A 24,802-nucleotide genomic window follows, 5' to 3' on the forward strand; every position below is an offset into this window, starting at 1 on the left:
GGCCACCATGTCCGCTCTGTTCACGCAAGCCTTCCTCACCTCGCTGGTGCTCGGTGCGCTGACCGCCGGCATCCCGCTGATGCTCGCCGGCCTCGGCGAGCAGATCTCGGAGAAGGCCGGCGTGCTCAATATCGGCATCGAAGGCATGATGCTGTTCGGCGCCTATCTCGGCTTCCTCGTCGCCTACCACACCGGGTCGGTGTGGCTCGGCTTCCTCGGCGGCGGGGTGGGCGGCTTGATGGTGGCGGCGCCGATGGCGCTGTTCTGCATCCGCATGGGCCTGAGCCAGATCGTCATCGGCATCGCCCTGACGCTGGGCGCGGAAGGGCTCACCGCTCTGCTGCACCATTTCCAGTTCGCCCAGAGCTATCCACGCCTGCCGGCGGTGGAGACGCTCGCCATCCCCGGCCTGTCCTCGATCCCGGTGATCGGGCCGGCGCTGTTCGACCGACCGCCCATCGTCTATCTCGCGGTGCTGGCGGTGGCGGTGACGGCCTATGTGTTCCGCCGCACCCAGTTCGGCCTCGCCTTGCAGGCGGCCGGCGACAAGCCGGCGGCTTTGGATGCGGCTGGCGTCGACGTGGTGCGGGTGCGGACCGTGGCGGTCCTCACCACCGGCTTCCTCGCCGGAATCGGCGGCGCGTTCATCTCGCAGATCGGCGCCGGCATCTTCGTGCCGTTCATGACCAACGGCGCCGGCTTCATCGGCATCGTGCTCGCCATGCAGGCGCGCGGGCGACCATTCTGGGTGCTGTGCGGCGCGCTGCTGTTCGGCGCCTGCCTGTCCGCCACCACCGCGCTGCAGGTTGCCGGGGTGAGCATCCCGACCGACATCATCCAGATGCTTCCCTTCGCGGCGGTGCTTACGGTGCTGGTGCTGTTCGGCCGCCGCGCCAGCCTGCCGCCGGCGCTCGGTACCCATTACGTGCGGGGCGCACGATGACGGCGCCCCGCCCCCTTGCCTCAGCCTGCTTCGATGACGGCCAGCGCCGCGGCGACACCGGCGCCGATATCGACGCGATGGCCGAGAGCGGACAGCCCGCCGCCGAGCGCGGACAGCGCCACGATCGCGTGGAGCGGCTGGGCGGTCGGTCCCATATGGCCGATGCGGGTGAGCTTGCCGAGCGTCTCGCCGCGGCCGGAGGACAGCACCACGCCATAGCGCGCGCGGATCTCCGCCCGGAGTTGTGCCTCGTCGATCCCCTGCGGGGTGCGCACGGCGGTGCAGGTGGGCGAGGCGAATGCCTCCTCCGCCGGCCAGATGGCCAGCCCCATCGCCTTGAGCCCGGCGCGGCAGGCCGCAGCGGTGAGCGCGTGGCGCGCCCAGACCTTCGACGGCCCCTCAGCGAGATAAAGGTCGATGGCGGCCTCCAGGCCGTTGATCTCCGAAATCGAGGGCGTGAAGGGGAACGGCCGGTCGGCGCGCCAGGCTTCCTGCCAGTCGAGGATCGACAGGATCGAGGCGCGCGGCGCGGCCGGGTTGGCCTTCATCTTCGCCCAGGCGCGATTCGACACCCCGAGGATGGACAGGCCGGGCGGGCAGCCGAGGCACTTATTGGGGCCGGTGACGAGCAGATCGATGGCGGCCGATTCGGCATCGACCGGCATGCCGCCGAAGGACGACACCGCATCGACCAGGAACAGCGCCCCGTGCCGTTTCACCACCGCGCCGATCTCGGCGACCGGATTGACGGTGCCGGACGGCGTGTCGTGATGACAGGCCGCGACGACGGTGATGTCCGGCCGTTCGGCCAGCACGCGGGCGACCTCGGCGGGATCGATCACCTGGTCATACGGCACCGCCAGCTCGACGATCTCGGCGCCCGAGCGTGCCGCCCAGCCCTCGAAGCCCTTGGAATAGACGCCGGAAACGAGATTGAGCATCACGTCCCCAGGCCCCAGCAGCGAGGCGGCCGCCGCCTCCAGACCGAGCACCGGCTCGCCATGCAGGATGACCGGCATGGTCTCGGCCTTCACCACGGTCGCGAGTTTCTCGGCGACCCGCTGATAGGTCGCCTGGAAGACGGGATCGTAATCATAGAGCACCGTCGCGGCGAGGCTGCGCAGCACGGCGGGATAGGCGTCGACGGGACCGGTGGTCAGAGTGAAGACCGGCAGATCGGACGGGGCGTAACGCATGATTTCGCTCTGGATCGTTGGCGGAACCGCAGGAGATCCGGCCGAACGGCAGATGCGAGATCCAACCAAAAATCGACCGAATTTGCCTTAATGGTTCAACATTGGCACCATGCGGTGTCCGGAGCAACCATGTTCGCAGGTGCACGAGCACCATGCGGCATCGGCCATTTCTCCAAGGTTTATCGGTACTCCGAAGGGTATCGGGACATCCTCCATGGGTGTTCACCACGAGGGAAAGATACCGAAAGAGTTCCATTTGGCCTCGACCAGATGGCAACCAATATTGTAACTGGGCGACCCCGCTCCTACAATTGGCGGCGGAAGCTGCAACCGCCGCGCGATAAAAGGACCACTGCGTGGCCGGCGTCCCAAACGCGAGAACGGATGTAACCTCGATGGACGCGATAGCGGACAAGACCGGGCGCAAGGTGCGCAGGACATCATCCGAGACCGAGAACCGTTCCGACGCTGACGGGCGCGAGCCAGGCGGAATCGGCGAGCTGGTGGAAGCGATTCGCGGCATCGTCGCCCGCACCGGCAGCATGCCGCCGGAACGGGCCGTCGCCGAGGAGCTGAATGTCAAGCGCCATACGCTGCGGCGGGCGCTCGGGGTGCTGCGCGCCCGCGGCGAGTTGGAACCCGCCCGCGCCGGCCGGCGCGCCTCCACGTCCTCCGGCCTCGACAGCAGCCGCAGCCTGATCAACTCCACCAATCCGCTGGAGGTGATGGAACTGCGCCTGATGCTGGAGCCAGCGCTGGCACGGCTCGCGGCGCTGCGGGCCAGCCCGGTGGAAATCGATCGCATCCTGCGCGCGGCGACGACGGATCCCGACGCCGATCCGATCGCCGCCGACATGGTGTTCCACAAGGCCATTGCGGCGGGGGCGCGCAATGCGCTCGCCTCCGAGCTCTATGTGCTGCTGCACCGGGTCGCCAGCGACGGGCGGCTGCGCTTCACCGACAGCGACGCCACCTTGCTGCCCGAGCGCGTGAAGCTGCGCGATGCCGAGCATCGGCAGATCGCCGAAGCGATCGCCGCCCGCGATCCGGAAGCCGCCGAGCGCAACATGTGGCAACACCTCGCCACCCTGCAGCAGAAGATCACCGTCCGGCTCGCCCCCGGCGGGTCGCCCTAGGCGCCGCTTTCCGATCCCTGCCGACCCAACACCGGCCGACATCCGCGGGCGCATCGCCCGCGGTGCCGCTCTTCCTTTGCCCGATGCCTCGCGGAGACGCCTGCGATGAAATCCTTCGATGTACTGATCATCGGCGCCGGCTCGGCCGGCTGCGTTCTAGCCGCCCGCCTGTCGGAGGATCCCGACCTCAAGGTGGGACTGGTAGAGGCCGGCGATCACCCGCGCGATCCCGACATCGCCATTCCGCAGAAGTGGCCGAGCCTGCAGGATCGCCCTTATGACTGGGCCTATCGCACAGTGCCGCAGCCGGGAACGGCGGGTCGCGTGCATCCCTGGCCGCGCGGGCGAATCGTCGGCGGATCCAGCTGCCTGCACGCCATGGCGCATGTGCGCGGCCACGCTGCCGATTTCGCGACCTGGGCCGAGGCAACCGGAGATACACGCTGGTCCTATGAGGGATTACTGCCAGGCTTCCGCCGCAGCGAGAGCTTCTCGAAAGGGGCCAGCGCCCTGCATGGCGACGACGGACCGCTGCCCGTCTATCTGCCGGACCAAGAGCTGAGCCCGGTGGTGTGCGCCTATATGGCGGCAGGCGTCGAACGCGGCGTGCCCGCCATCGGCGACCACAATTCCGGCCCGCTCAACGGCGTGGCGCCGAACTCGCTCACCATCCGCGACGGCAGACGGGTCAGCGCCGCCGACGCCTATCTGGTGCCGGCCCTCGCCCGTCCCAATCTGGACCTGCTCACCGGGGTGCGGGTGCACCGGCTGATCATCGTCGGCGACCGGGTGACCGGCGTGCTGGCGGAGATCGACGGGCAGCCGCAGACTCTCGCCGCCGAACGCATCTGCCTCTGTGCCGGCGCGGTGGCCTCGCCGCTGCTGCTGATGCGCTCGGGCATCGGACCGGCAGAGCAGCTCAAGGCTGCCGGCATCTCCTGCCTTGCCGACCGGGCCGAGGTCGGCGGCAATCTGCACGATCACCTGCTTACCGCCGGCAATGTCTATCGCGCCCGCCGCGAGGTGCCGCCGTCGCGGCTGCAACATTCCGAATCACTGATGTATCTCGATGTCGAGGATCCTACGCGGCCGGACGGCCCGCCGGACGTGGTGCTGGGCTGCGTGGCGGCACCTACTGTCTCGGAGTGCTTCGCACCGCCGCCTTATGGCTCGGCCTACACCATCCTGTCCGGCGTCACCCGCCCGACCAGCCGCGGCCGCCTCACCGTCACCGGGCCGGACCTCGATGCGCCGCCGCGCATCGACCCGGCCTATCTCTCGACCGAGCACGATCGCCGCCTCGCCCGGCGGGCGCTGGAACTCGCGCGCGAGATCGGCCACGGCGCCGCGCTCGATGAGTGGCGGGCGGAGGAAATTCTTCCCGGCATCGATGTTCGCGGCAACGCGGCAATCGACGACTTCCTCGCCCGCGCGGTCATCACCCACCACCATCCGGTCGGCACCTGCCGCATGGGGGCGGACGAGGACAGCGTACTCGATGCCGACCTGAAGCTGCGGGGTTTCGAGGGACTGCATGTCGTCGACGCCTCGGTGATCCCCACCATCACCTCTGGCCCGGTGCATGCGGCAATCCTCGCTATCGCCGAGACCTTTGCCGTCGGCTTCGCGGAAACAAGCCGAAAGACAACATAGAAACATACAATATTGACATTGTAGGCATACAGTCCTATCTGATGGCCATCGTCGGAGGGAGAGCGTCATGTCCAACGAACAGTGGCCGCCTTTGTCGCCGTTCAGGACCGGGGTGCACGGGCTCTGTCCGCGTTGCGGGCAAGGCCACCTGTTCGAGGGCTTCCTGACGCTGAAGCCGCGCTGCGAGGTCTGCGGCCTCGATTATTCCTATGCCGATCCCGCGGATGGGCCGGCCTTCTTCGTGATGATGTTCCTCTGCGTGCCGGCGGTGATCTTCGGCTTGTGGCTCGAGATCGCCTATGCGCCGGCCTGGTGGATACATCTCGCCACCAGCCTGCCGCTGATATTGCTCACCTGCATCCCGCCATTGCGCCCGCTCAAGGGCTGGCTGGTCGCCGCGCAGTATTTCTACAAGGCGGAAGAAGGTCGTCTCGTCCCGCCGCAGGAAACCAAGCCGGCCGCCTGATCCGCCGCACGCTACACCACCGCGGCATCGCTAACGTGCCGGTCGGCAAGGATGTCGGCGAGCTTGCGCAGCGCGGCCACCAGCCGGGCACGATCGGGAATGCCGCCGAGCGACAGGCGCACCGCGTCCGGCGCCCTCCCTTCGATGCAGAAGGCGTCCGACGGCGTAACGCCCAGTCCCTCCTGCCGCGCCGCCTCGATGAGGCGGTGGCGGTCCCAGTGGGGCGGCAGCGGCAGCCAGACATGCAGTCCATGAGGATGGGCGTGCCCCGTGGCCGGCAGGATCTCCGCCGCCGCACGCTGGCGGTCGGTCGCCTCGCGGCGGACGCCGTCGAGCAGTTCTTCCGCGACGCCGAGGCGGATCCAGTGCACGGCCAAGGCCGTCATCAGCGGCGACGGCATCAGGATCAGCCCGCGCAGCGCCGCCACCAGCGCCTCGCTTTGCGGCATAGACGGCGCAACCACAAAGGCCGTGCGCAGGCCGGGCGTCAACGTCTTCGACAACGTCGCGATGTAGAAGGTCCGTTCCGGCGCCAGAGCGGCGACCGGCGCCGGTGCATCCCCCGCAAGACGCGCATAGGGATCGTCCTCGATGATCTGGATGTCCCGCTGCCGCGCGATCCGCACGATGGCCTCTCGCCGGGCGGCGGAGAGAGTGACCGCGGTCGGGTTGTGGATGGTCGGCGTGAGATAGAGCAGCCGGGCGCCGCTGGCGGCGAGCGCCACCTCCAGCGCCTCCGGCAGCATGCCTTCCGCGTCGCCCTCCACCGCTTGCAGCCGCAGCCCTTGCTGCCGGGCGGCGGCACGCAGACCGGGATAGGTGAGCCTGTCCGCCGCCACCGCCTCGCCGGGCCCAGCGAGCAGGCCGAGCAGCGCGGCAAGCGCCGGTTGCGCGCCCAGCGTCACGATCAGGCGCTGCGGATCGACGGCACCGAGCAGCGGCTCCAGCCACAGGCAGCCGGCCGAACGGTCGGCGAGTGAACCGGCACCGATGTGATAGCTCATCAGCAGATCGACATCGGAGCGCCGCAGCACCTCGGCGAGCCCCTCCTGCAGCTTGTCGGCAAGCCGCACTCCCTTGGGCGGCGGCGGAATGTTCATCGACAGATCGAGCAGGAAGGCGGAGGTCTCCGGCCGCGCGGCGATGAAGGAGCCGCGCCCGGTCATCGCGTCGATAAGGCCGCGGTGGCGCGCCTCGGTATAGGCGCGCGTCACCGTGGTAAGGTCGACGCCCAGCCGCCCGGCCAGATCGCGCTGGGGCGGCAGCCGTGCCCCGGGCCGCAGCCCGCCGGCGCGCACCGCCTCCTCGATCATCGCGACGATCTGAAGGTAGCGCGGCCCGGCGCCCTCCAGGAACCCTCGCAGCCATGGCAGGCTCGGCTGGCTCTTCGCCATGTCTCGCTCCGAAGACCCATGCATTTTTAAAAATGTCTGCGCGACATTACCGCCGAACCGGAGGCGGCGCCAGCCGGCCCCCCGGCGGTGGCCTCGTTCCTCGCGAAGCGGCCAACGACAAAAGGGGGAAGTGGCTTTACGGGCTAACGGTGCATCACCGCCCACAGCACGTCGAACAGCCGGTCGTCCAGCGATTGTGCGGCGTTGAAGCGCATGAAGCCGCGCGCCGACTGCGACAGGCTGAACACATTGCCGGGCGCGAGTACGATGTTCTGGCCCAACGCCTCGCGCGCAATGTCGGCGGCATCGAGATCGTCGGGCAGGCGACACCATAGGAACATGCCGGCCTGCGGCTCTACCCAAGGGACGATGCCAAGCTGCTTCAGCCGCGCGCCGACTTCCGTCCTGGCGCGCGCCAACCGCTGGCGCAGGCCATCCATGTGCTTTCGATAGCCGCCGTCGCGCAACACGCCGTAGACGAGTTCAGCCCCCAGCCGACCACCGCCGAAGCTGGTGGCGATCTTCAGATCGACCAGCGCCTCGATCCATTCCCCCCGCGCGGCGATGAAGCCGCAGCGCGCCGAGGCCGACAGGGTCTTGGAGAAGCTGCCAATGTGCACGACCCGCTCCAGCCCGTCGAAAGCGGCAAGCCGTGGTGCCGGCGTGTGCTCGAAATCGGCAAAGATGTCGTCCTCGATGATGGTGAGCGCCGCCTGGTCCGCGAGTTTGAGGATGCGATGGGCCACCACCGGCGACAGCACCGCGCCGGTAGGATTCTGCAATGCGGAATTGGTGATGTAGAGGCGCGGCCGGTGCTCGGCCAATGCGGCACCGAAGCGCTCGACATCCGGTCCGTGCGGCGTATAGGGCACCCCGACGATCCGCGCCCGGTGCGCCCGCAGCAGGGCGTGAAAATTGAAATAGCAGGGGTCGTCGACCAGTACGGTGTCGCCCGGCTCGATCAGCAACCGGCACAGCAGATCGATCGCCTGGGTACCGGATTCGGTGAGCAATATGCGCTCCGGCGCGGCATCGATGCCGCGCTCGGCCATGCGACGGGCGAGCAACTGGCGCAGCGGCGGCAGGCCAAGCGGCGTGCCGTAATCGGCAAGATCGGCATCGTCGGCCCGCGCGAGATGGCGGAGCGCCCGCCGCAGTCCAGACTGCGGCATCCAGTCCGCCGGCAGCCAGCCGCAACCCGGCTTGAGAACCGCCCCCTCCGCTGCCAGCGACTGGCGCGAGACCCAGAACGGATCGACGGCACGGTCGAGTCGCGGCCCGATCTCGGCCATGGACAGCGGTGCCAGCGGGCCGGCGACATAAAAGCCGGACCCGGGGCGCGAGACGATCACCCCCTCCGCCACCAGCCGCTCATAAGCTTCGACGATGGTGGAGGCCGACAATTGCAGGCTTCCCGCCAGCGATCTGATGGAGGGCAGCCGATCGCCCGAAGTCAGGCTCCGGCCGGCGATCCGGCCGCGGATCAGCTCCATCACCTGGCCAAGACGTGTGCCTGATGGTTCGGCGGCGTGTTTCATGACCCATCCGTATGGCAATTACATCCATAACAGTTTGACTAAGCTGTATGGCACCGTGTCTGGCGACACCAGCGACGCCACGCCATAAGGCTACCCATTGCGGAGGAGCGGAAGATGGGCCGGACGACGACGGGGTGGATCAACGGACTGGTCGGCGTGCTGATCTTCAGCGGCTCGCTGCCGGCGACGCGCGTGGCGGTGGCCGATTTCGATCCGGTATTCCTGACCGTCGCCCGCGCCGCCATTGCCGGCGTGCTCGGGCTGGCCATGCTGATGGCTTTCCGGCAGGCGTGGCCGCGACGGGGCGACCTCGTGTCGCTCGCCATCGTCTCGCTGGGCGTCGTCATCGGCTTCCCGCTGCTCACCGCGCTGGCGCTGCGCCACGTCACCTCGGCGCATTCGATGGTGTTCATCGGCCTGCTGCCGATGGCGACGGCACTGTTCGGCGTGCTCAGGGGCGGTGAACGGCCGCGGCCAGCCTTCTGGCTGTTTTCCGGGCTCGGCAGCGTGCTGGTGGTGGGCTTCGCGCTCAGCCAGGGCCTTGCCGCGGCGCCGATCGGCGATGCGCTGATGCTCGCCGCCATCGTCGCCTGCGGTCTGGGCTATGCGGAGGGCGCACGGCTCTCGCGTCGCCTCGGCGGCTGGCAAGTCATCTCATGGGCGCTGGTATTGTCGCTACCGGCGACGGCGGTGGCGGCACTCCTGCTTATGCCGTCATCCTTTGCCGCAGTGGAGGCCCCGGCCTGGGCCGGCCTCGCTTATGTCTCGCTGTTCAGCATGCTGATCGGTTTCGTCTTCTGGTATCGCGGGCTCGCCCAGGGCGGCATTGCCGCCGTCGGCCAATTGCAGCTGCTGCAACCGTTTTTCGGCCTCGCTCTCGCCGCCACCCTGCTCGGCGAAGCGGTAACCCCGCAGATGCTCGCCTCGACCCTCGCGGTGATCCTGTGCGTCGTCGGCGCCCGCCGATTCGCCGCGCCTCCGCCGCTCACGCAAGTAGAGAATGCACGATGAGGTCCGCGACATGGGTGCGGCGCTCGTCGAGCTCGGCCTTGCTCTGGAGATTGCGGTCGAGAATCACCGACAGGGTGAACTGGTTGGAGAAGTAGAAATAGGACAGGCCGGCGATGGAGATCCACAGCTGAGCCGGATCGACGCCGGTGCGGAACACGCCGGCGGCGATGCCGCGATTGAGAATGTCCTGCAACAGGCCAATCAGCGGCGAGTGCAGCCCCTTCACCCGCGCGGATTCCTTCAGGTGCCGCGCCTGGTGCAGGTTCTCGCTGTTCAGGAGGTTGATGAAGGTGCGGTCGCCGATGAAGGAATCGAAGGTGAACGTCACCAGCGCCCGCATCGCCTCTACTGGCGCCAGTTCGTCGAGATGCAGCGCCACCTCGGACATGCGGGCGCGCTCATAAGCGGCTTCCAGCACCGCCAGCCACAGGCCGCGCTTGGAGCCGAAATAATGATAGATCATCCGCCGGTTGGCGCCGGAGCGCGAGGCAATGGCATCGATGCCGGCGCCGGCAAAGCCGCGGGCGGAGAATTCCACGGTGGCGGCGGCGAGAATGCTGGCGCGGGTGCGCTCGGGATCGCGCGCGCGCACCTCGCGCGGTGGCGTTTCCGCCATCCCGTCGCCGACGGGACGAAGCTTGCTTCCGGCCATTTCGTTCACGTCCTTGCCCTCCCATTCCCACACGGCAAGGTCCCTCGGCCTTCCTATACGACGGCGCGGTGACGGGCGATACAGGTGGAGAGCACCTCCTCCATCGGCAGGCTCCACCAGCGCTCGGAGAAGATCTCCACCTCGCTGAAGCCGCGATAGCCGACCGCCTCCACCTGGGCACGGATGCCCTTCAGGTCGATGACGCCGTCGCCCATCATGCCGCGGTCGTTCAGCATGTCGGCCATCGGCACCAGCCAGTCGCAGACGTGATAGGCGAGCAGCCGGTCCGGCCCACAGCGCGCGATCTGCGCGTAAAGCTCGGGGTCCCACCAGACATGGAACAGGTCGAGCGCGACGCCGAGCCGGCCGGTGCGGCCGGGATCGAGCCGGTCGCAAATATCGAGCGCCTGGCCGGTAGTGTTCACGCAGGCACGGTCGGCGGCGTACATCGGGTGCAGCGGCTCGATGGCGAGCGGCATGCCAGCCTTCGCCGCATGGTCGAGCAGCGCGCCGATGCCATCCTCCACCATGGCGCGGGCGCCGCCGATATCCTTGGATGGCGCCGAGCCGGGGCGGGAGAACTGCGGCAGGCCGCCCACCACCAGCACCAGGCAGGGCGCGCCGAGCGCGGCGGCCTCGTCGACCGCGCGGCGGTTGTCGTCCTGCACCTCGACAAGGCGGGCGGGATCGGCGGGGAACATACCGCCCCGGCAATAGCCGGAAAGCTTCAGCCCGGTCTCGCGCACCGCCTTCACCGCGCGGTCAAGACCCACCGTCGCCACCTGGTCGCGCCAGGGCGAGATGGCCGGGATTTCGGCGCGGGCGCAGGCCTCGATGATGGCGAGAAGGTCGCCCTGCCGCCGCACCGTCGCGGTGTTGATCGAGAGCTGGCGGTGATCGGCGGAGAAGTCGCGCAGAACGGCGCCGGCAGCCGCGGGACAAGCGTGGTGGCCCATGTGGGGCTCCTTTAGAATTGGAGGGCTATGAAGCCCCTCACGGACGACGATGGCTGGGAGACACCCTCTTTTTTGTCCTCTCCCCGCGGGGAGAGGTGGCCCGCGAAGCGGGTCGGTGAGGGGGGACGACATCGGGAAGCGTCGAGCCCCCTCACCCCACCCCTCTCCCCCACGGGGAGAGGGAGCATCCGAACTTGGCCATGTCGGATGCTGAATTCGGCAACAGCCGAACGCATCAGCCCTGAGAAAGAGCCGATGCCTCCGCCCTCACGCCTCCACGCCGCGCACCGCCAGCACGGCGCGCATCCGTGCCGCGGCAAAGTCCGGATCGGCAAGCAGGCCGGCGCGGTCGGCGAGGCGGAACAGCTCGGCGAGGTGCAGCGTCGAGCGGGTGCTCTCCTGCCCGCCGACCATCACGAAATGATCCTGATGGCCGTTGAGATAGGCCATGAACACCACCCCGGTCTTGTAGAAGCGGGTCGGCGCCCGGAAGATGTGCCGCGAGAGCGGCACGGTGGGCTCCAATATGTCATCGAACGTCGCCCGGTCGCCGGCCGCCAGCGCCACCAATGCCGCCGAAGCCGCCGGGGCGATGGCGTCGAAAATGCCGAGCAGCGCGTCGGAATGGCCGTGATCGTCGCCGGCGATCAGCTCGGCATAGTTGAAGTCGTCGCCGGTATACATGCGCACGCCGGGCGCGAGGCGCCGGCGCATGGCGATCTCCTTGTCCTTGTCGAGCAGCGAGATCTTCACGCCGTCGACCTTGGCGGCATGGGCATTGATCACGGCGACCGCCGTGTCCATGGCGCGGTCCGGGTCGGCGTCGCCCCAGTAGCCGGCCAGCGCCGGGTCGAACATGTCGCCCAGCCAGTGGATGATCACTGGCTCGGACACCTGCGACAGGATGCGGTCATAGACGCGGACATAGTCCTCCGGCGAGGTCGCCACCTTGGCCAATGCACGCGAGGCCATGAGGATGATGCGCCCGCCGACGCCCTCGACGGCGGCGACCTGCTCCTCATAGGCGCGGATCACGTCGTCGAGGCTTTTGGCGTCCTGCGGCGCCAGATGGTCGGTGCCGGCGCCGGAGGAGACGAGGCCGGGCTCCGAGCGGGCCTTCGAGGCCTCGACCGAGCGGCGGATCAGCTCCAGCGAGGTCGGCCAGTCCAGTCCCATGCCGCGCTGGGCGGTGTCCATCGCCTCGGCCACGCCGAGGCCGAGGTCCCACAAATGCTCTCGAAAGGCGATGGTGCGGTCCCAGTCCACCGCCGCGGTCAACCACGGGTCGACGTCGGCGAGCGCATCGGCCACCACATGGCCGGCCGAGAAGGCGATGCGGTTCATCGGGCCGGCCGGGCGATCCGGGAAATCGCGCGGCGCCGAGAGGCGGAACGTCTCCAACCCGCCGCCCGCCAAGGGCAGGCGGAGCGAAAGCGCGGTGAGCGTCTTGTCGATGGAGTTCATGAGACTGCCCCGCTCACTCGGCGGCCCGGAGCACGGCGTGCTCGGACTCTTCCAGGCTTGGCACGTCGATCCAGCGGCGCTCGCGCCAGCTTTGCAACGCACATTCGACCAGTTGCACGCCCTTGGCGCCCTCGCGCAGCGTGTACTTGTAAGGCGCGTCCTCCACGACGTGGCGGACGAACATCTCCCACTGCACCTTGAAGCCATTGTCGTAGACGAGGTTGTCCGGCACCTTCTGCCAGTCGGAATAGAAGTCCATGGTCTGCTTCTGGTCCGGGTTCCACACCGGGCGCGGGGTGGCGGTGCGCGGCTGCATCACGCAGTCCGAGAGGCCGGCCACCGCCGAGCCATGGGTGCCGTCGACCTGGAAGGTGACGAGGTCGTCGCGGTAGACGCGGGTGGCCCAGGACATGTTGATGTGGGCGATGGCGCCGCCTTCCAGCTCGAAGGTGGCATAGGCGGCGTCGTCGGCGGTGGCCTCGTAGGCCTTGCCCGTCTCGTCGACGCGGCTCGGGATGTGGGTGGTGCCAAGGCAGGACACCGCCTTCACCTCGCCGAAGCAATTGTCCAGCACGTAGCGCCAGTGGCAGACCATGTCGAGGATCATGCCGCCGCCGTCCTGCGTGCGGTAGTTCCACGAGGGGCGCTGCGCCGGCTGGCCCCAGTCGCCCTCGAACACCCAGTAGCCGAATTCGCCGCGCACCGAGAGGATGCGGCCGAAGAAGCCCGAGTCGCGCAAGAATTGCAGCTTTTGCAGGCCGGGCAGGAACAGCTTGTCCTGCACCGCGCCGTTCTTCACCCCCGCCTCCTCGGCAAGGCGGCAGATGCGCACCGCCTCGGGCAGGTTAGTGGCGATCGGCTTCTCGCAATAGACGTGCTTGCCGGCACGGATCGCCTTTTCCAAAAGCGCCGGGCGCATCTGGGTGGTGGCGGCGTCGAAAAATATCTCGTTCTGCGGGTCGGCCAGCGCGGCGTCGAGATCGGTGGTCCAGCGCTCGATGCCGTACTGCTTCGCCAGCCCGGCGATCTTCTCTTCGTTGCGGCCGACGAGGATCGGGTCCAACTGCACCTTCGAGCCGTCGGAGAGCGTGACGCCGCCCTGTGCGCGGATCGCCACCACCGAGCGGATGAGGTGCTGGTTCATGCCCATGCGGCCGGTGATGCCGTTCATGACGATGCCCAGCTTTTGGCCGAGTCGTTTGGCGTGCGCGCTCATGCGAAAATCTCCTGTGAGGCGAATGTCGTGGTAAGGGGCGTCAGCGCGGCCCAGTCGGGCGCGGCGCCGCTGGCGAAGCCCGGGCCGGCGAGAAGCCGGGCGGCGGGCAGGGTTGCGGTGCTTGTGTCGAGCCGGACATGGCCGGCCTCGACGCGGTAGAACTCGGGCAAGGCGCGGGCGAAGGCTTGCGCCTCATGGTCCGGCGCCGGGCCGAAGCCGGCGACATAGTGATGGCCGTTGCGCTCGACATGGGTCAGGCCGAGCGCGGCGACCAGCGCGGTGTCCTGCTGCACGCCGAGGCCGGGCTGGCAGGTGAGGTCCTCGCCGGTGAGGAGGTAGCCGCCATTATGGCGGCGGTTGAGCCGCGCAACGCGGGCGGCGTTCAGCACCGCCTTGTAGAGGCCCTTGCAGGACTTCGACGACACGCCGCGATAGCCGAGTGCCACCGCGCGTGGGAAGGCGTCGTAGCTGTCGTCGGCCTCGTCGATGATCACCGGCACGCGCAGCGCCGCCGCGTCGAGCGAGGTCTCGAAGGTGGCACGCCGGTCATAGGGCTGCTCGATATGGATCAGCCGGTTGAAGAACCGTGACAGCGCCGGGTCGTCCTCCAACGTCGCCGCCAGCAAGGCAAGGCGCGGCGGATCATATTGCTCGTTGGCATCGAGGCTCGCCGCATAGCCCGGCACCCGCGCGTCGAACAGCGCGGCGATCGCGCGCAGCCGCTTCAGATCGCCGGCAACGTCGCCGCCGATCTTGATCTTGAAGAAGCCCAGCCGCGCATTGGCGATTTCCTCCGCGAGGCTTCCCGGTCCCTCGATGGCGTCGGCGAGCCCCACCGTGTGGCGCAGCGCCACCTCGTGGGACGGGACGAGTGCGGCGAGAAAGTCCTCGATTTCGGCGAGGCCGAGATCCGGCGTCAGCCGGGCGTCCAGGCCTGGCACATTGGTGCGCAGCGCTTCGGCCAGGCCGATACCGAGCCCCGTGAGCAACGCGTCCAGCACCGCCTTATCGATCAGCGCCACGCCAAAATTGCCGGCCAGCCGGGCGATGCCCTCCCCCTCGGCCCATGCCGTCTGGCGCTCCAGCGCGGCGGCATGGTGGCCGAAGGCAGTATCCGCCTCGCCACGCTCTATGAAGACCCGTGCCGCCGCCGCGAGGCTGGCGCGCAGGTCGTCGATGGTGCGGCCGGGAGACTTCGCCGGGTCCTTGTCGAACCATTTCGGCATCATCATCTCGGCCGAGGCGCCCTCGATCCGCCCGATCCCCGGCAGGTCGATCGCCACCCGGACAAAGGCCTGCGGCGCTGCCTCCACCGCCACCGCGCCGAAGCGGAACGGGTGGGCGAAGGGCATCATCCGCTCATAGGCGTCGATGCGGGCTATGGTGAAGCGCGGGGCCATCGGCTCAGTCCAGATGTCCCTGGGCGTAGAAATGGCTGCGCACCTGCCGGGCCAGCGCGGCGAAGGCCGGCTCGCCCATCATGTCCAGCCGGCGCGGGCGCGGCAGATCGACGTCGTATATGGCGGCGACCGAACCCGGCCGCTCGCTCATCACCACCACCCGGTCGGCGAGGAACACCGCCTCGGGGATGGAGTGGGTGATGAGCAGGATGGTCTTGCCGGTCTCGAAATGGATGCGTTGCAGTTCGAGGTTCATGCGCTCGCGGGTCATGGCGTCGAGCGCGCCGAACGGCTCGTCCATCAGCACGATCTTGGGGTCGTGGACGAGGGCCCGGCAGATCGAGGCACGCTGCTGCATGCCGCCTGAGAGCTGCCAGGGATATTTGTTCTCGAAGCCGGCGAGGCCGGCCGTGGCGATCAGCTTCTTCGCCCGTTCGAGATGGCTGGCGCGGTCGAGCCGACGCACCTCGACAGGCAGCATGATGTTGCGCAGAACCGTGCGCCAGGCGAGCAGCACCGGGCTCTGGAACACGATGCCGACATCGTCCGGCGGCTCGACGACCTTCTTGCCATCGATGACGATCTCACCCTGCGAGGGCGGGATGAGCCCGGCCACCAGCTTCAGCAGCGTGGACTTGCCGCAGCCGGAGGGGCCCACGACGGCGACGAACTCGCCGTCGTGGATATCGAGGTCGATCGGCCGCAGGGAGGGCACGTCGCCGTCGCGGGTCCGATAGGTCTTGGTGAGGCCACGGATTTCGATGAGGCGTTGGCGCACCGCCGGAGCCTCTTCGCGGGCTTCTTCGCGGGCGACGACGCGCAGGGGCAACGACGACATGCCGTCCTCCTCAATTGCTCGGATCGGCGGGGAGATAGTCGCGGGTGTAGAAGGCCTTGGGGTTGTCCTTGGCCGAAGCGGCGACGCCGCCATATTCGACCAGCAGCTCCACCGAATCCTTCATATTGGCGTCGGTGACCTGGAACGGCCGGCGGGTCTTGGTCTCGGCGGTGCGGTAGAGCGGGATGGTCCGCTGGAAGCCCTCGAGCAGGGTCGCGCGCTGCCCGGCCTTGGGCAACGCCGCCAGTACGGCGTCGGTGGCGCCTTCAGGGTTCTTCTCGGCCTCCTCGAAGCTCTTCGTCGTCGCCGCCATGAAGCGGCGGACGAGATCCGGGTTCTTCGCCAGGAACTCCTTGTTGACGATGACGCCCGAGGAGATGAGATGGATACCGTAATCGGCGAACATGATCGGATGCACGTCCTTGCCGGTGGCGTCCTTGATCTTCATGGACTGATCCATGGAATAGCCGAGCAGCAGGTCTGCCTGGCCGTTGATCACCGCGTTCAGCTTGGTCTGCCCGTCGCCCGAAACGGTCTGGAAATCGCGTTCGCTGAGCCCGGTCTGCTTCAGGAACAGCGGCCAGATCTGCGACATGGAATCGCCGGGCGTGGTGGCGACGATCTTGCCCTTGATGTCTTCCGGCTTCTTGATGTTCTTGTCAGTGAAACCCATCACCGACATCGGGCTGGTCTGCAGCGCCACGCCGACGGCGGTCACCGGCGCGCCCTTCACGGCGGCACGGATCATGGTCGGCACGTCGGCATAGGCGAAGTCCACCGTGCCGGCCGCCACCGCCTGGATCGTCACCGCCGAGCCGCGGCCCTCCTGGATGTCAAGATCGATGCCCTCGGCCGCATAGAAGCCCTTGGCCTTGCCGTAGAAGAACGGTGCGTGCTCGCCATACACGTACCAGTTCAGCATCAGCGTCACCTTGTCGGCGGCCTGCGCCGGGGCGAGCGGTAGCGCCAGCGGCACAAGGGCCGCAGCGGCGATGAGTGCGGCCTTCAGGCCGCCTCGCAGCGTGGAGCGTCGAGATGTCGGGTAGCTAAACACCATGTGCACGTCCTCCCTTGGATGTGTCGTGAGACGGGGAGCCCTTCTGCGAGGGCTTTGTCCCCATAGGCTTTCAGATCGTTCGCTTCAGGACGCCGTTGTCAGGTCGTCACGAGGATCTCGTGCCGCTGGCTCGCATGCCAGGGCACCATGAAGCGCTCCACCAGATCGACGATCCAGAACAGGATGACGCCGATCAGGGCGAGAATGATGAGCGCCGCGAACATGGTCGGGAGCTCGAAATTGCCGATGGAACGCTGCAGCACATAGCCAATGCCGGAATTGGAGCCGACGAATTCGCCGACCACCGCCCCGACCACCGCGAGCGTCACCGATACTTTGAGGCCGGCGAAGATGGCGGGCATGGCGTGCGGCAGGCCGATCATCGCGAAGGTCTGCAGGCGTGTCGCCTTCATGGCGCGGGCAAGGTCATGCATGTCGCCATCGACCGACTTGAAGCCCTGCACCCCGGCGACGATGACCGGGAACACCCCGAGCAGGAAGGCGGAGATCACCTTCGGCATCATGCCGAAGCCGAACCACACCACGAAGAGCGGTGCGATGGCGACCTTGGGGATCGACTGCGAGAACACCAGCAGCGGGTAGAGATAGGATTCCACCGTCTTGGAGCCGGCGATCAGCATGGCGAGCGGGATGCCGATCGCCGCCGAGAGCAGGAAGCCCGCCACGGTGGCGATGGTGGTCGGCACCGCCTCCATCAGGAGCTTGTCGCCTTCGGTGCGGAAGGCCTGGATCACGTCCCACGGGGTCGGGATCAGATAGGCCGGAATCTGGAACAGCCGGACGGCAAGGTCCCAACCGACGATGATCATCACCAGCAAAGCGAGCGGCCGGACCCAGGGGGAATTGACGAACCTGGAATTGACGAGCGCGCGCGCAAAACCCTCACGTCGCGAGGACGGCATGGCGTATCTCCCTGATCGTTATCTCACGGCGCTCTGCGTCGCCTTAAGTAACCAACCGTTGAATTACATAATCGATCACGGCGGATGTCAACCACCTTCCTGCGATGGTTCCGTCACGATCCCGGGCGGCTCCGGTCTCGGTGGCAAAAGTCGACGTCATTGACGTCCCCCGACCCTGCCGGTCATATCGCCGCTCATTGTGCCGACCATAGGATCCGCGATGTTCTCGCTGCCCCAGCCCGCGCTTGCGCCCAATACCTATGCCTATGAGACGCAGCCGCTGGTGAAGCCGACCGGCTTTCGCGAATATGATGCGCGCTGGCTGTTCGGCAGCGAAATCAACCTTATGGGCGTGCAGGCGCTCGGCCTCGGCCTCGGCACGCTGATCCACGAACTCGGCGTGCGACCAGACATCGTCGTCGGTCATGATTTCCGCGCCTATTCCGCTTCGATCAAGCACGCGCTCGCCAACGGGCTGATGGCCGCCGGCGTCAGGGTGTACGACATCGGCCTTGCCCTGTCTCCCATGGCCTATTTCGCGCAATTCGCGCTCGATGTGCCCTGCGTGGCCATGGTCACCGCCTCGCATAACGACAATGGCTGGACCGGGGTAAAGATGGGCGTGAATCGCCCGCTCACCTTCGGGCCGGACGAGATGAGCCGGCTGAAGCAGATCGTGCTCTCCGGCGCCGACGTCGCGCGGGATGGCGGTGGCTACCGCTACGTGCCGGATTTCCCGGAGGTCTACATCAGGGATCTCACCGACCGGCCGAAACTGAACACCCGCATCAAAGCGGTGGTGGCCTGCGGCAACGGCACCGCCGGTGCCTTCGCCCCGCGCATCCTGGAAGCGCTCGGCGTCGAGGTGGTGCCGCTCGACTGCGATCTCGATTTCACCTTCCCGAAATACAATCCAAACCCGGAAGACCTCGAAATGCTGCACGCCATGCGCGATGCGGTGCTCGCCTCCGGCGCCGATGTCGGTCTCGGCTTCGACGGCGACGGCGACCGCTGCGGCGTGGTCGACAATCACGGCGAGGAGATCTTCGCCGACAAGGTCGGCGTGATGCTGGCGCGCGACCTGTCGGTGCTGCACCCCGGCGCCACCTTCGTCGTCGATGTAAAGTCCACCGGCCTGTTCATGACCGACCCGGTGCTGATCGCCAATGGCGCCAAGGCCGATTACTGGAAGACCGGCCATTCCTACATGAAGCGGCGGGTGAACGAGAGCGGCGCCCTGGTCGGCTTCGAAAAATCCGGCCATTATTTCTTCAACGCGCCAATCGGCCGCGGCTATGATGACGGCCTCGTCTCGGCCATCGCCATCCTGGACATGCTCGACCGCAATCCCGGCCGCTCGCTTGCCGAACTAAACGACGCGCTGCCGAAGACCTGGTCCTCGCCGACCATGTCACCGCACTGTGCCGATGAGAAAAAATACGGCGTCGTCGATGCGGTAGTGCGGCATTTCGAGACGATGGCAGCGAGCGGTGCGACGATCGACGGCCAGAAGATCCGCGATCTCGTCACCGTGAACGGCGTGCGCGTCACTGTGGAGGACGGCTCCTGGGGGCTGGTGCGCGCCTCCTCCAACAAGCCGGAACTGGTGGTGGTGGTTGAGAGCCCGATATCGGAAGCCCGCATGCGCGACATGTTCCGCCTCGTCGATGGCGTGCTGCGCGCCCATCCGGAAGTCGGCGCCTACAACCAGTCGCTTTGATCGATGTTATGCTTAAAAAGGTTGTAAAGTCTGATAATGTTCGGCTCCCCTCACGGTCGCTTAAATGCTAAGAGTGGCGATTGGGGAGCCTTCTAGACGGACTACGAAAGCATGTCAGCGGAATCGGTGGCCAGACGCCCGCCGCCACAACCTACCAATATCGTCAGCTTGCTGAAGCCGCGTCGTTTCGGGGATGCCCGCGGCTGGTTCTGCGAGACCTTTTCCGAGGCCGCCGCCGCCGCCGCGGGAATAACCACGCGCTTCGTACAGGACAACCAGTCCTATTCGAGCCTGGCCGGGACGATACGTGGCCTTCATTTCCAGCGCCCGCCGCATGCGCAGGCAAAGCTGGTGCGTTGCCTGCGCGGCTCGGTGATGGACTACGCCGTCGATGTGCGGCGCGGTTCGCCGACCTATGGCCGGTTCATCGCCACCAAATTGACGGCCGCCGGTGGCGAGCAGCTCTTCATTCCGGAGGGGTTCGCGCACGGTTTCCTCACGCTGGAGCCGGACGTCGAGGTCGCCTACAAGGTATCGGACATCTATGCGCCTCATTGCGATGGCGGCATCGCCTGGAACGACCCCGATATCGGCATCGACTGGCCGCTGCCGCCAGGGACCGAAGCGATCCTGTCGGACAAGGACCAGGCCTTGCCGACGCTGCGCGCATTCGACAGCCCCTTTGCCTATGACGGCCAGCCGCTCCAGCCGCTCTGAACCGCCATCATGTCGCGACGGCGTGCCACGCCGCATCGCCGCGACACAGGTCTCGACACGGCTCTCATCCTGTAGCAGGCAAGGCAGCCGAGCCGGCGAACGGATTCGTCTGCCGTGGCCGGCCGCAGGATACGCACGATGACAGACCCGATCCTTGTTCTGGGCGCCGGCGGCCAGGTCGGACGCGAACTGCTCGCCCTGGCCGCGACACGCGGCCTGGCGGCACGCGGTTTCGACCGTTCCGCCGTTGACATCGCCGATGCGGCAGCGGTGCGGCGCCTGCTCGCGGGAAGCCCGTCGTCGTTGCTGGTCAATGCCGCCGCCTACACCAAGGTAGACAAGGCGGAATCCGAGCCCGAGGCCGCGCGGCGCGACAATGTCGAGGGGCCGGCCGTGCTTGCCGCGGCGGCGGCGCAAGCCGGCATCCCGCTTCTGCACATCTCCACCGACTATGTGTTCGACGGCTCGAAGGCCGGCCCCTATCTCGAAAGCGACCCGGTGGCGCCGCTCGGCGTTTATGGCCGGACCAAGCTGGAGGGCGAGGACGCCGTGCGCCGGGCGACGGACCGCCACGTCATCCTGCGCACCGCCTGGGTGTATGGCCGCTACGGCAACAACTTCCTCAAGACCATGCTGCGGCTCGCCGCCGAGCGCGATGAACTGCGCGTGGTCGCCGACCAGATCGGCAATCCGACGGCGACGCCGGACCTCGCCGAAGCGATCCTCGCCGTTGCCATCCGTGCCGCCACGAACACCGCGCCGTGGGGCACCTATCATTTCGCCGGCAGCGGCGCGACCAGCTGGCATGGCTTTGCCGATGCCATCGTGGCCGCCGCAGCGCCATTGACCGGCCGGCGGCCGCGCGTGGTGGCCATCGGCACCGCCGACTATCCGACGCCGGCGCGACGTCCGGCCAATTCGCAGCTCGATTCCAGCGCTTTCGCGCACGACTTCGGCTATCACGCACAGGACTGGCGGACACGGGTCGCGGAGATCGTGCCGGCTCTTGTCGGGGAAACGGCGACCGGCTGAACGGCAGGACGGGTTACGGGGCGGATCGCAGGCGTCGGTGGCCAAGCCGCCGCGCGACGATGGTGCGGGAAGAAGAGGAAAGCATGAAGGGCATCATCCTGGCCGGAGGCTCCGGCACGCGGCTGCATCCGATGACGCGGGTCGTCAGCAAGCAGCTGATGCCGGTCTACGACAAGCCGATGATCTATTATCCGCTGTCGACGCTGCTGCTGGCGGGCTGCCGCGACATCCTCGTCATCTCGACCCCCACCGACACGCCCCTGTTCCAGCGCCTGCTCGGCGACGGCTCGCAATGGGGCATCGAGATCAGCTACGCCGTGCAGCCCTCGCCGGACGGCCTTGCGCAAGCCTATGTGATCGGTGCCGACTTCATCGATGGGCAGCCTTCATGGCTGATCCTCGGCGACAACATCTTCTACGGCCACGCCCTGCCGCGGCTGCTGACATCGGCTTCCGAGTTTACCCACGGCGCCACCGTGTTCGCCTATCACGTGGTCGATCCCGAACGCTACGGCGTGGTGGAATTCGACAAAAGCTTCAACGCCCTCTCCATCGAGGAGAAGCCGGAGGTGCCGAAGTCGAACTGGGCGGTGACCGGGCTGTATTATTACGACGCCTCGGTGGTGGAGATCGCCGCCGGCCTCACGCCCTCGGCACGCGGAGAGCTGGAGATCACCGATGTGAACCGCGCCTATCTCGCGCGCGGCGACCTGCGCGTCTCGAAGATGGGGCGCGGCTATGCCTGGCTCGACACCGGCACGCCGGACAGCCTGCTCGAAGCCGGTGAATTCGTGCGCACGCTGGAAAAGCGGCAGGGCTTCAAGATCGCCTCGCCGGAGGAAATCGCCTTCCGCCGCGGCCTGATCGACGTGCGCCAGCTGGAGGATCTCGCGGTCAAGCTCGGCAAGAGTTCCTATGGAGGCTATCTGCGCCGGGTGCTGCAGGAGGCCGCGCGCGGCTGAGGCGCCGCCGGCAACGTCATCGCCAGCCCTACTCGACGGTCGCCTCGGTGTAATAGGTGCGGAACCAGCTCACGAAGGCGGAAATGCCCTCGTCGAGCGGCGTCGATGGTCGATAGCCGGTAATCGCCTGCAGGAGGCGATGATCGGCAAAGGTCTCGGTCACGTCGCCGGGCTGCATCGGCAGGAACAGCTTGCGCGCCGGCTTGCCGACCGCGCGCTCGACTTCCTCGACAAATTCGAGCAGTTCCACCGGAGCGCCACCGGCAATGTTCACCACCCGCCACGGCGCCACCGTCGACAGCGTATCCACGGCATCGGGCACCTGGACCGGCTCGCCCACCACCGGCGGGCGATCCATCAGCCGCATCACCGCCTCGACCAGATCGTCGATATAGGTGAAGTCGCGGCGCATCGCACCGCGGCCGTAGATCTCGATCGGCTCGCCGCGCTCGATCGCCCGGACGAACTTGAACAGCGCCATGTCCGGGCGCCCCCACGGACCGTAGCCGGTGAAGAAGCGGAAGCAGGTGGTGGGCAGGTTCCACAGATGCGCATAGGAATGCGACATCACCTCCATACCCTTCTTGGTGGCGGCATAGAGGCTCAGCGGCGCGTCGGTGGACGCCACCTCGGGAAACGGCACGTCGAGATTGTCGCCGTAGACCGAGCTGGTCGAAGCAAGCAGGAAATGCACGGGCCGCGTCCGGCGGGCGATTTCCAGCACGTTGAACGAGCCGATGAGATTGGATTCGACATAGGCGCGCGGCGCCTCGATCGAGTAGCGCACGCCAGCCTGGGCGGCGAGATGCACGATGATGTCGGGCGCCGCCAGATCGGCCGCCCGCTCGAGGGCCTTCATGTCCTCAAGCCGGGCGACGATCGGCGTGAAGCGGTTCGACTTCTGCAGGATGGCATGACGGGCGTCCTTCAGACGCCTGTCATAGTAGTCGGTCATGGCATCGAAACCGATGACGGTATGACCTTCGTCGATCAGCCGCCGGGCGAGGTGAAACCCCACGAACCCGGCGGACCCCGTCATCAGTATGCGCATGTATCAGAGGGCTTCCGCGCCCGGCCGGCCAATGGAGCTGTACTGGAAGCCGTGCCGGGCGATCTCTTCCGGATTGTAGACGTTGCGCAGGTCCACCAGGACCGGCTCGGCGACAATACCCTTGAGCCGGCCGAAATCAAGCGCCCGGAACTGGTCCCACTCCGTCACGATGACGATGCTGGACGCGCCCTCGGCGGCCTCATAAGGGTCGGCGCAATAGGTGATGCCGGACGGCATGACCAGCTTGGCCTGCTCGGTGCCGACCGGATCATAGGCCTTGACCACCGCGCCGGCGTCGAGCAGCGCCTGCACGATGGAGATGGCGGGCGCCTCGCGCATGTCGTCGGTGTTGGGCTTGAAAGTGAGGCCGAGCACCGCCACCGACTTGCCGCGCAGATTGCCGCCGACCGCCTTCTCGACCTTGCGCGCCATGGACCGCTTGCGCTGGTCGTTGACGGCGACGGTGGTCTCGATCAGCCGGATCGGGCTGTCATTGTCCTGCGCGATCTTGACGAGGGCGAGCGTATCCTTCGGGAAGCACGAGCCGCCATAGCCGGGACCCGCATGCAGGAACTTCGCGCCGATGCGCCCGTCCATGCCGATGCCGCGCGACACCTGCTGCACGTCGGCGCCGACCTTCTCGCAGAGATCCGCGACCTCGTTGATGAAGGTGATCTTCATCGCGAGGAAGGCGTTGGCGGCGTATTTGATCAGCTCGGCGGTGCGGGTGTCGGTGAACAGCAGCGGCGAGGCGTTGAGGTAGAGCGGACGGTAGACCTCGGTCATCACCGCGCGGGCGCGCTCGTCGTTGATGCCGACCACGATGCGGTCCGGCTTCTTGAAATCGGTGATGGCGGCGCCTTCGCGCAGGAACTCCGGGTTCGAGGCGACGGCGACGTCGGCATCGGGATTGGTCTCGCGGATGATGCGCGCCACCTCGTCGGCGGTGCCGACGGGAACGGTCGACTTGTCGACCACCACCGCGAAGCCCTTCACCGCCGTCGCGATCTCGCGGGCGACGGCATAGACATATTGCAGATCGGCATGGCCGTCGCCGCGGCGGGACGGAGTACCAACCGCGATGAAGATGGCCTCGGCACCCTCGATGCCCTCAGGCAGCGACGTGGTGAAGGACAAGCGGTTCTGCTTCACATTGGTGGAGACGAGATCATCGAGCCCGGGCTCGTAGATCGGAATGATATTCTGCTTCAGCGCCTCGATGCGCTTGGGGTCCTTGTCGATACAGACGACCTGATGCCCGAAATCGGCAAAACAAGCGCCGGAGACCAATCCAACATAACCCGATCCGACTACTGCAATCTTCATAAATCCAGTTCCTGTGGGCTGTTTATGGCAACCAAATCTCTGCAAATTCCGAACAAATGTTTCGGCCCGGAATACAATGGATCAACCACAAATTCCGCATCCTCGACGTATCTGGAATACCGTAACAGTCCTACGCCCGTCAAACACCTCG

22 protein-coding genes are annotated in these 24,802 nt (G+C 67.1%); 9 read left to right on the forward strand and 13 right to left on the reverse strand.

Annotated features, from left to right (window positions below; all coding sequences use genetic code 11):
* Positions 1–7 precede the first annotated feature (7 nt).
* Positions 8–943: a putative B6 ABC transporter permease subunit 1 gene (locus KHC24_RS15170; protein WP_213364150.1), complete on the forward strand. Its 936-nt coding sequence runs from the start codon at positions 8–10 to the stop codon at positions 941–943.
* 20 nt (positions 944–963) lie between these two features.
* On the opposite strand, the gene ppaT is transcribed toward KHC24_RS15170, so the two are convergent.
* Complete coding sequence (gene ppaT / locus KHC24_RS15175) at positions 964–2,139, reverse strand: pyridoxamine--pyruvate transaminase (RefSeq protein ID WP_213364151.1); 1,176 nt, start codon at positions 2,137–2,139, stop codon at positions 964–966.
* A gap of 395 nt (positions 2,140–2,534) precedes the next feature.
* Here ppaT and KHC24_RS15180 point away from each other — a divergent pair, with 395 nt between their 5' ends.
* From KHC24_RS15180 to KHC24_RS15190, 3 genes are all read left to right on the forward strand, one after another.
* Entirely contained in the window at positions 2,535–3,275 is a 741-nt protein-coding gene (locus tag KHC24_RS15180) for a FadR/GntR family transcriptional regulator (protein WP_213364152.1), read from the forward strand.
* A 105-nt stretch (positions 3,276–3,380) separates the two neighbouring features.
* Positions 3,381–4,928: a GMC family oxidoreductase gene (locus tag KHC24_RS15185; RefSeq protein WP_213364153.1), complete on the forward strand. Its 1,548-nt coding sequence runs from the start codon at positions 3,381–3,383 to the stop codon at positions 4,926–4,928.
* Between the two features lie 67 nt (positions 4,929–4,995).
* Complete coding sequence (locus KHC24_RS15190) at positions 4,996–5,394, forward strand: DUF983 domain-containing protein (RefSeq protein ID WP_213364154.1); 399 nt, start codon at positions 4,996–4,998, stop codon at positions 5,392–5,394.
* 11 nt (positions 5,395–5,405) lie between these two features.
* Here KHC24_RS15190 and KHC24_RS15195 read toward each other — a convergent pair whose 3' ends face one another.
* Both KHC24_RS15195 and KHC24_RS15200 read right to left on the reverse strand, forming a co-directional pair.
* Positions 5,406–6,788: an aminotransferase-like domain-containing protein gene (locus KHC24_RS15195; RefSeq protein WP_213364155.1), complete on the reverse strand. Its 1,383-nt coding sequence runs from the start codon at positions 6,786–6,788 to the stop codon at positions 5,406–5,408.
* 143 nt (positions 6,789–6,931) lie between these two features.
* Positions 6,932–8,326, reverse strand: a complete 1,395-nt coding sequence (locus KHC24_RS15200; RefSeq protein ID WP_213364156.1) for an aminotransferase-like domain-containing protein — start codon at positions 8,324–8,326, stop codon at positions 6,932–6,934.
* Positions 8,327–8,440: 114 nt separating this feature from the next.
* On the opposite strand from KHC24_RS15200, the gene KHC24_RS15205 reads away from it, so the two are divergent.
* On the forward strand, positions 8,441–9,337 hold the full coding sequence (locus KHC24_RS15205) for a DMT family transporter (RefSeq protein ID WP_213364157.1): 897 nt from the start codon (positions 8,441–8,443) through the stop codon (positions 9,335–9,337).
* On the opposite strand, the gene KHC24_RS15210 is transcribed toward KHC24_RS15205, so the two are convergent.
* From KHC24_RS15210 to KHC24_RS15245, 8 genes are all read right to left on the reverse strand, one after another.
* Positions 9,312–9,989, reverse strand: coding sequence for a TetR/AcrR family transcriptional regulator (locus tag KHC24_RS15210; RefSeq protein WP_213364158.1), 678 nt, complete (start codon positions 9,987–9,989; stop codon positions 9,312–9,314). The genes KHC24_RS15205 and KHC24_RS15210 overlap by 26 nt on opposite strands.
* A gap of 53 nt (positions 9,990–10,042) precedes the next feature.
* Entirely contained in the window at positions 10,043–10,906 is an 864-nt protein-coding gene (locus tag KHC24_RS15215; protein WP_213364294.1) for a sugar phosphate isomerase/epimerase family protein, read from the reverse strand.
* 306 nt (positions 10,907–11,212) lie between these two features.
* Complete coding sequence (locus tag KHC24_RS15220; protein WP_213364159.1) at positions 11,213–12,409, reverse strand: dihydrodipicolinate synthase family protein; 1,197 nt, start codon at positions 12,407–12,409, stop codon at positions 11,213–11,215.
* 13 nt (positions 12,410–12,422) lie between these two features.
* Positions 12,423–13,625, reverse strand: coding sequence for a Gfo/Idh/MocA family protein (locus KHC24_RS15225; protein WP_213364160.1), 1,203 nt, complete (start codon positions 13,623–13,625; stop codon positions 12,423–12,425).
* On the reverse strand, positions 13,622–15,025 hold the full coding sequence (locus KHC24_RS15230) for an enolase C-terminal domain-like protein (RefSeq protein ID WP_213364161.1): 1,404 nt from the start codon (positions 15,023–15,025) through the stop codon (positions 13,622–13,624). The genes KHC24_RS15225 and KHC24_RS15230 overlap by 4 nt, the downstream gene beginning before the upstream one ends.
* A 4-nt stretch (positions 15,026–15,029) precedes the next feature.
* Complete coding sequence (locus tag KHC24_RS15235; RefSeq protein WP_213364162.1) at positions 15,030–15,863, reverse strand: ABC transporter ATP-binding protein; 834 nt, start codon at positions 15,861–15,863, stop codon at positions 15,030–15,032.
* 10 nt (positions 15,864–15,873) lie between these two features.
* Complete coding sequence (locus KHC24_RS15240; RefSeq protein WP_213364163.1) at positions 15,874–16,920, reverse strand: ABC transporter substrate-binding protein; 1,047 nt, start codon at positions 16,918–16,920, stop codon at positions 15,874–15,876.
* Positions 16,921–17,018: 98 nt separating this feature from the next.
* On the reverse strand, positions 17,019–17,843 hold the full coding sequence (locus KHC24_RS15245; RefSeq protein ID WP_213364164.1) for an ABC transporter permease: 825 nt from the start codon (positions 17,841–17,843) through the stop codon (positions 17,019–17,021).
* Between the two features lie 220 nt (positions 17,844–18,063).
* On the opposite strand from KHC24_RS15245, the gene KHC24_RS15250 reads away from it, so the two are divergent.
* The 4 genes from KHC24_RS15250 (at position 18,064) to rfbA (ending at position 22,274) form a co-directional block, all read left to right on the forward strand.
* Complete coding sequence (locus KHC24_RS15250) at positions 18,064–19,563, forward strand: phosphomannomutase/phosphoglucomutase (RefSeq protein WP_213364165.1); 1,500 nt, start codon at positions 18,064–18,066, stop codon at positions 19,561–19,563.
* A 111-nt stretch (positions 19,564–19,674) separates the two neighbouring features.
* Entirely contained in the window at positions 19,675–20,280 is a 606-nt protein-coding gene (gene rfbC, locus KHC24_RS15255) for a dTDP-4-dehydrorhamnose 3,5-epimerase (RefSeq protein ID WP_213364166.1), read from the forward strand.
* Between the two features lie 138 nt (positions 20,281–20,418).
* Positions 20,419–21,312, forward strand: coding sequence for a dTDP-4-dehydrorhamnose reductase (rfbD, locus tag KHC24_RS15260; RefSeq protein ID WP_213364167.1), 894 nt, complete (start codon positions 20,419–20,421; stop codon positions 21,310–21,312).
* An 83-nt stretch (positions 21,313–21,395) separates the two neighbouring features.
* The gene (gene rfbA, locus KHC24_RS15265) at positions 21,396–22,274 is read left to right on the forward strand and encodes a glucose-1-phosphate thymidylyltransferase RfbA (RefSeq protein ID WP_213364168.1); all 879 of its coding nucleotides are present in this window, start codon (positions 21,396–21,398) and stop codon (positions 22,272–22,274) included.
* A 28-nt stretch (positions 22,275–22,302) separates the two neighbouring features.
* Here rfbA and KHC24_RS15270 read toward each other — a convergent pair whose 3' ends face one another.
* The gene (locus KHC24_RS15270; protein ID WP_213364169.1) at positions 22,303–23,325 is read right to left on the reverse strand and encodes an NAD-dependent epimerase/dehydratase family protein; all 1,023 of its coding nucleotides are present in this window, start codon (positions 23,323–23,325) and stop codon (positions 22,303–22,305) included.
* A 3-nt stretch (positions 23,326–23,328) separates the two neighbouring features.
* Positions 23,329–24,651, reverse strand: coding sequence for a UDP-glucose dehydrogenase family protein (locus tag KHC24_RS15275; protein ID WP_213364170.1), 1,323 nt, complete (start codon positions 24,649–24,651; stop codon positions 23,329–23,331).
* Positions 24,652–24,802 lie beyond the last annotated feature (151 nt).

The organism is Ancylobacter defluvii (assembly GCF_018390605.1).
Lineage (GTDB): Bacteria > Pseudomonadota > Alphaproteobacteria > Rhizobiales > Xanthobacteraceae > Ancylobacter > Ancylobacter defluvii.